This window comes from Mesorhizobium sp. M1A.T.Ca.IN.004.03.1.1 (genome assembly GCF_003997555.1).
Lineage (GTDB): Bacteria > Pseudomonadota > Alphaproteobacteria > Rhizobiales > Rhizobiaceae > Mesorhizobium.
The window spans coordinates 1-228 of record NZ_RZTV01001248.1 but is presented as its reverse complement, the minus strand read 5'-3'; the positions used below and the strand labels follow the sequence as shown (position 1 = coordinate 228).

Annotated in this window: 1 pseudogene; it reads right to left on the bottom strand. The window is 68.0% G+C overall.

Annotated elements, in window-relative coordinates:
- A pseudogene (locus EOD29_RS35700) lies at positions 1 to 228 on the bottom strand (TPM domain-containing protein); the annotation flags it as partial.

Below are 228 nucleotides of genomic sequence, written 5' to 3'. Positions count from 1 at the left end.
GCGAGACGACCGTCGCCGGCGTGCCGCGTCAGGTCCCGCACCACACCGTCCCAGACATGCTGGCCGACCTTTGCATTGATGCCGCTGTCGGCGACCACCTCGGCATAGCGTTCGGCGATGGAGACGAAGACAAGCACACCCGTCCGCGCGCTCGTGCGGTGGACGTTGCGGGCGAGAAACTGCCTCAGCGCATTGGCATGCGCCGCCTGGTAGCGCAGCCGTCTTGGC